This window comes from Parasutterella secunda, from assembly GCF_024733725.1.
Taxonomy (GTDB): Bacteria; Pseudomonadota; Gammaproteobacteria; order Burkholderiales; family Burkholderiaceae_F; genus Aphodousia; species Aphodousia faecalis.
Genome location: NZ_JANRHP010000012.1, coordinates 1 through 6,243 on the forward strand (window position 1 = coordinate 1; position 6,243 = coordinate 6,243).

The 6,243-nt window shown below is 43.7% G+C and carries 7 protein-coding genes; 3 read left to right on the plus strand and 4 right to left on the minus strand.

From position 1 onward, the window contains the following. The coding region (locus tag NW199_RS08615; RefSeq protein WP_258334338.1) for a hypothetical protein at positions 1-1,399 on the minus strand (1,399 nt) is incomplete at its 3' end. Between the two features lie 247 nt (positions 1,400-1,646). Between NW199_RS08615 and NW199_RS08620 the strand changes: the two genes are divergently transcribed. The 3 genes from NW199_RS08620 to NW199_RS08630 are packed head-to-tail and all read left to right on the plus strand — an operon-like array spanning position 1,647 to position 4,488. Then, the gene (locus tag NW199_RS08620; protein WP_258334339.1) at positions 1,647-2,222 is read left to right on the plus strand and encodes a recombinase family protein; all 576 of its coding nucleotides are present in this window, start codon (positions 1,647-1,649) and stop codon (positions 2,220-2,222) included. A gap of 57 nt (positions 2,223-2,279) precedes the next feature. Beyond that, the gene (gene dcm, locus NW199_RS08625) at positions 2,280-3,332 is read left to right on the plus strand and encodes a DNA (cytosine-5-)-methyltransferase (RefSeq protein ID WP_258334340.1); all 1,053 of its coding nucleotides are present in this window, start codon (positions 2,280-2,282) and stop codon (positions 3,330-3,332) included. Next, complete coding sequence (locus NW199_RS08630; protein ID WP_258334341.1) at positions 3,316-4,488, plus strand: HpaII family restriction endonuclease; 1,173 nt, start codon at positions 3,316-3,318, stop codon at positions 4,486-4,488. Before dcm ends, NW199_RS08630 begins: the two co-directional genes overlap by 17 nt. Positions 4,489-4,496: 8 nt before the next feature. Here the strand turns inward: NW199_RS08630 and NW199_RS08635 are convergent, their stop codons facing one another. The 3 genes from NW199_RS08635 to NW199_RS08645 form a co-directional block, all read right to left on the minus strand. Beyond that, on the minus strand, positions 4,497-4,934 hold the full coding sequence (locus tag NW199_RS08635) for a very short patch repair endonuclease (protein WP_258334342.1): 438 nt from the start codon (positions 4,932-4,934) through the stop codon (positions 4,497-4,499). Positions 4,935-4,989: 55 nt separating this feature from the next. Further along, entirely contained in the window at positions 4,990-5,316 is a 327-nt protein-coding gene (locus tag NW199_RS08640) for a hypothetical protein (protein ID WP_258334343.1), read from the minus strand. Between the two features lie 239 nt (positions 5,317-5,555). Further along, positions 5,556-6,155: a putative endonuclease domain-containing protein gene (locus tag NW199_RS08645; RefSeq protein ID WP_258334344.1), complete on the minus strand. Its 600-nt coding sequence runs from the start codon at positions 6,153-6,155 to the stop codon at positions 5,556-5,558. Positions 6,156-6,243 lie beyond the last annotated feature (88 nt).

Sequence of the window (6,243 nt, forward strand, 5' to 3'; positions counted from 1 at the left end):
CCATGATCGCCGTGATCTTTCTTAACTTCTCTTTACTCAATGTCTGTGCGCCCTTTCGTCTGCTTTGGTTATAGGCTTTAATTGTGCTTAACTCTGATTCTGCGTTTAACCTTATCAACGTGTACAGTTTCATGTCGTCGCGATTCATTTCGCTTTCAGTTAATCCCTCGTAAACATAAAAATCTTGCTTCGGGTCTTCTTTGGTCTTGGCTAATACGTAGGTCTGAACATACGAACTTTTTATATCAATAGAAACGGCAAATTCTCCGTTAATCTTTAATAATGGTGTGAATTCCCTTTTTATTCCATCGATACCTTTGTTACCGTAAATTCTGCCCATCAACCAACTATTACCTTCTTTGTGATAGACAGCATGCGGCACGGTAGGGCTTACGGTACTTGATATTAGGAACCAAGAACGTAACAACTCACTGTTGTATGCATGGCTGTCAAAAACCCTTTGTCCTTTTCGGTTCTTCCACTCGTTCCTTACATTAGCCTTTTGATACTCGGATAAGTCAGCATACTGTCCCATGGACAGAGTCAAATCGCCGAGATTTTGTGCATACCGTTTTAGATATGAGATGTTCTTTTTCCAAAGAGACCTTTTGTATTTCGGCGTATCCTCACAAACAACCCATTTAAACCTAGGTTTGGGGAGTTTAATTTTTGTTCCCTTAGTCTTAGCCTTTTGAATAATTTCATCAATTTTTTGGGGGCTCTCCTTAACCTCTATCTGATGCCTGAATTCAATGTCAGGCTTAATTTTGGGAGCTGTAACTGAACCGATAATGTCCCCCACAAGTTGCTCTACGTGTTTGTAGAACAGATCATTGAATAGTTTCAGGTCAAGGTAAACTAAACCTCGGTTGAAATCTGAGTCTTCATAATCTTTGAATCCTTGGTTATCGGTTCGTATTCGGAGCCCTTTTCGTCTCTTTACTAGATGAGCAGTGTCGATCAACCATTCAATGCACGATTGAACTGACCAGCGAGAAAAAGTTGTGTCTTCAACTTTAAAAACGATATCTGTCGTTTTGTGAGCAGTAGAAAAGTTAAAAGCCATACCGTTGAGTACTTGAACTCTGTCAAGGGTCCAGTTATCAAAGGTTGTCCTATTGCGAAGCGGAGCCAAAATTTTGTCATTGCGAGCTCTGTGGAATGCCAAGCAGAAAGACCAAAGCACCAAAATAAGAGCGGCTCGTTGCGTTTTCCTTCCCCCTTTCTTTCGGTAATAAGCACTCAAACAACATTCATCAACAGCTTGACTAAAACGACAAAATTTTCGATTCTTTGCATACGCCTCAATATTCCGAGGCATGAATTCATTCAATAAACCGAACTCTGTGAAGCCATCCAAGTCAAAAAAATCAGCACCGCGAGTTACTAACAGATTCACGATAAACACCCTTATTTGAAGATACCGTTAGCATAGCTGAATTACACTTGATTAGTATAGTTTGTATGCCAGTCAATACCCTGGAATATTGGGGATTGATTGATCTTGCGCAGCATTGAATATGCAAAATTAGGATATACTCTAAAATGACAATCAATAATGATTGTTTCCCTGTCATATAAGGGTTGAATTTCGACCTTTTTGGGCAACACTGCACAATGACCACCTTATTTGAACACTTCGTATTATGAGCGAGAACACCAAGATCGGATATGCCCGAGTTTCGACCGAAGACCAAAACCTGGCTCGACAGCTTGAAGAATTGGATAAGTTGAATCTGAAAAAGGTTTTCACCGACAAGTCCAGCGGCAAGGATACCAACCGCGAAGGTTTCCAGCAGATGATGGACTACGTCCGTGAAGGTGACGAGCTTTATGTCCTAAGCATGGATCGCTTGGCACGTTCAACGCTCGATCTTCTCGCCGTTACCCAAACCCTCAAAGACAAGGGGGTCGGCGTCCACTTTCTGAAAGAGAACGTCCACATTGTCCCTCATGGGAAAGAGTCGGCGATGTCGGATTTACTTTTGGCGATGCTGGGAGCGGTAGCCCAATTTGAACGATCTCTCATTCGTGAGCGTCAGGCTCAGGGTATTGCTCTTGCGAAGAAGCGCGGGGTTTACAAGGGCAGGAAACCGATAAGTGAAGCCGTTATCAAAAAAGCGCAAGAGATGATTGCGCAGGGGGTGCCCAAAACCAAGGTCGCAAAAAAAGTAGGAATTAGTCGTAATACGCTTTATAACCGTCTGTCTTTGAAGGCTTGATTTTGGCGGAGTCTGAGTACTTCATTTAAAATCTGAGGGATCTTCGGGGTATAAGAAATGAAATCTAAGGTATGGCGATCGATTGACTTATTTGCTGGCATAGGCGGCATCCGTCTCGGTTTTGAACGTGCGTTTAACGACGAAATATCGACCGTTTTCGTCAGCGAGTGGGATCAACCAGCACAAAAAACCTACTCTGCTAACTTTCACGACGCTTTCAATATCGAGGGAGATATAACAAAGGATGAGGTACAGGAGAAAATCCCTCCCTTTAATATCTGCCTCGCAGGTTTTCCTTGTCAGGCTTTCAGCCTTGCCGGTAAGCGTCAGGGTTTTAATGACGACTACAAGGGCATCTGTCGCGGCACTTTGTTTTTCGAAGTCGCCCGAATCTGCGAAAAGCATAAGCCCGAGGTTATTTTTTGTGAGAATGTGAAGGGGCTGACCATTCATGACAAAGGTCGCACTTTCTCGATTATCACAAAGACCTTAAAACAACTCGGGTATCAAGTCTTTGCACGAGTCCTCAATTCTCGGGATTTCGGAGTGCCCCAAAACCGTGAGCGCATTTATATCGTAGCTTTTCGCAATGACATTGATGCCACAGATTTCAGATTCCCTGATCCAACGGATTCTACAAAAACCATTGCAGACATTATCGAAGAAAAGCCGGTACCCGCAAAGTACTATCTCAGTGATCAATACTTGCGAACTCTTAGAGCCCATCGTGCACGACATGAAGCATTAGGGCACGGTTTCGGTTACGAAGTCAGATCTTGGGATGATGTATCGGCGGCTATTGTTTGCGGCGGTATGGGACGAGAACGTAATCTTTTAATTGATACAAGACAGACGGATCTTACCCCGACGACTCATATTAAGGGAGAAATTAACAGGGAGGGAATTCGGAAGATGACTCCGAGGGAATGGGCGCGGCTTCAAGGTTTCCCCGATAGTTTTATCTTTCCCCTTGCTGACGTACACAGCTACAAACAACTCGGCAATTCGGTTACTGTTAATGTGATCGAGGCAATCGCTCGGAATATTAAGCAAATACTAGACAAACCGATCAACAGGGTTTCGGAGACCAAAAGTGCCGACAAAAAATAAAGGCGAAGTCAGCGAATTCTATGCGTTCGTGTATATCCTGGGAAACAGAGTTATAGAGCTTGTCGACGGACATTTGCAACTTTTAGGACAGAACGTAACTTTTTTACGAGTCTTTCGTAATGAGGGGATCGTTTATCAATTCCCCCAAGATGGCATCGTAGAAAATGACACCCTCGATATAGTACGAGATGATGGCAGGTCTTCAAAGATTGCTCGCAGAGTTATTCGCTCACATGCCGATCAGCTTTTCCGATTAATCGCCCAAGGTGACAATATCAGCGACGATTCTCCTGAAATCGTTCGATTAAAAACACTGCTACAAACAGAAAAGCTAACGGCAAAAAGTATTGACAAAAGTGACCTTCAAGGTGAGGTCATATCGTCTAATCAGACGCACTCTCACACGCTTGGCTTTTCAGTAAAGTCACACGTTGGCTCAAACCCGAGTCTGATTAACTCCAATCACGAAAACTCTCTGCTCTATTATCGGGTGGTACCAACGGATCATGAACGCTTGACCGATAAAGATCGGGGGCTTTTGGAGCAGATCGCCAATGATTTCAACCTTCCAAATGATGGCAAGAGGACTCAGATAAGATCCTACCTCGAAATTTTGAGAAAAAACGGGTTCAGGTTGAAATTTGAGAAAACAGCAAAAGAAGCTCTTGGCTATACATTGCGAATAATCGACACCAAGTTCCCCGATATTCTGGCAGAGGTTTTATTAGAACACTATACCTACGAGAAAAAATCAAAGAAGGGCGACAGGCGAACTCTTGGGGAGTTGGTCGACATGTGTTGCACCAGAAGAAACCTCAGTCCAACATTTCAGATGCTTGGACAGAATAGCGAAGAAATCATGAACTCCGCCCGCTATAAGATGCAGAATTTCCTCCTTGCCTTTTCAACAGGGGCGAGCGTAAGCGCAAAATGGGACGGTCATGATCAGGCGAACGGCGGCATCATTATTGTTTTAAAGGATGGACGAGTGGTGTGTTTGGAGTTATTCACTCGTAATTCTATCGGAGAGTATTTGTTGTCGAATACCGTCTTTGACACCCCATCGCTTGGACGACATGGGGGCGGGCAACTTGAAAAGATAGGCGGCGATTGGTTCTTTGGCTTACAGTTACAGGTCCGGTTCGATCAGCGCTGATTCTTAAATTACAACACCGACTGCTCAGCCTTGTTTAGAATCCAATCTTTGACCTGGGTATAGGTCTCTTTCACTTTCGCCTGATTATTAATTGAACACGTCCAGATTGTTAAGACTCGCCAGCCGCCGCTGACCAGCTCCTGGCGGACACGTTGGTCTCTTTCCTTATTTTTGGAAATCTTGTCTCTCCAAAACTCGACATGTGTTGTCGGGAGTTTTGCGTACTTGCAGCCGTCATGTCCATGCCAAAAGCAACCATGTACAAATATTACGGCTCGGTATTTCGGTAGAACCAGATCAGGAGTCCCGGGTAGCGTCTTCACATGTATGCGATAGCGGAAACCATCAGCAAATAAAAGCCGTCGAATCGTCAGCTCGGGCTTAGTATCCTTTGCATGGATGCGGGACATATTAAGACTGCGCTCGGCTTTCGTTTTGTTATCCATGATTACCTGAAAGAGGCATAACCTTTGATGATTATGCCTCTTTTTCTGTGAATGATTATTGAAACTCGTAACGTTTTCGTTCGTATGGGTGGACTCCGAGTTTTTCTTCCCAGTAGTCTAACTCTTCCTGAGCCTTTATAAGCGAATATGCCGCGAAGGTTAGCCAGCCGTTACCGTAACGTTCACCGACACGATTAAATCGAGCCTCGCAATTTAGGAACTCTTGGTAAGCGGCGACCCAGAAATCGATCGTATGTTGTGGCACGGGTTCTTCACACAGAGTCCGGACACGCTCTTCGAGGCGTTGGCGTTGGATAATCCTTTGTTTGATATCAGATAACCAGTTTTCTATCGGTGTCATGCATATATTTTTACGCTTCATATTATCTCTGAATTGGTTGGCAACCAATCTTTGCCTCCAAAAGGTTGAGTTTTTCTTGGGTCCGTTTCAAGTTGGCACGATTAATAATTGCCTGTTGAATGTTCGAGCCAGTAGAACCGTAAGATTCCTTATCCGCACCCAAGTAAAAAAGGAAATCTGCGTACAGTTCAAGCCAACGATCTATCAACACAGGGTCGGGTCGATAATTCATTTGCTTCGATACGTAGTTCAACAATCTATTACGCACTTGCAGTTTTGTTGTATTGTTCATATTCCGCATGTAATCCCACGATAATATCCAGTAATGGCTTGGCATACAGTTCACCCTTTTGCATGGAGAAATGCCCCATTTCAGAAGTATTAAATACGACCAACAGGATGCCTTGCTCATAGCAACAAGATGCAACCGCATTGTCATTTTTGATGGTCTCGTTGAAGCGATCCATGCCATGGATAGGCTCATAGTGATGACGACCGTTTATTTCAACGGCGACTTTAATAGTTGGGAAATAAAGATCCACTTCATGGGGTTCGTCGAATAAATCACGACAATTGAATACCATAGGAAGGTTTGGCAGGTATTCAGGAAGATTTTGAATAAAGTAATCTTCGAGGAAGAGTTCAAACTTGCTACGGTGTCGATAGAATAAATTCAAATACTGAGCGCTACAAGATCGGCAACAGAAGTCCAGTTTGGTACGACTGTCAGGGTTTCTTGTTACGCGGAGAATTTCCCGTTTTGTCTTGTAAAAGATTTTTCCACACATCAAACATTGAAGAGGGAGCTTGTCATCAAGGGATGCATCGGAGAATTCAGTAGAAGAATAAAGAGGTAACATAAATATTGTCCTCGGTTAGTTATAAGGTTATTGAGGTAGGGCGAAGCAGGACTTCGCCCTATGCTTTCGTTACTTAGTCAGATTGATC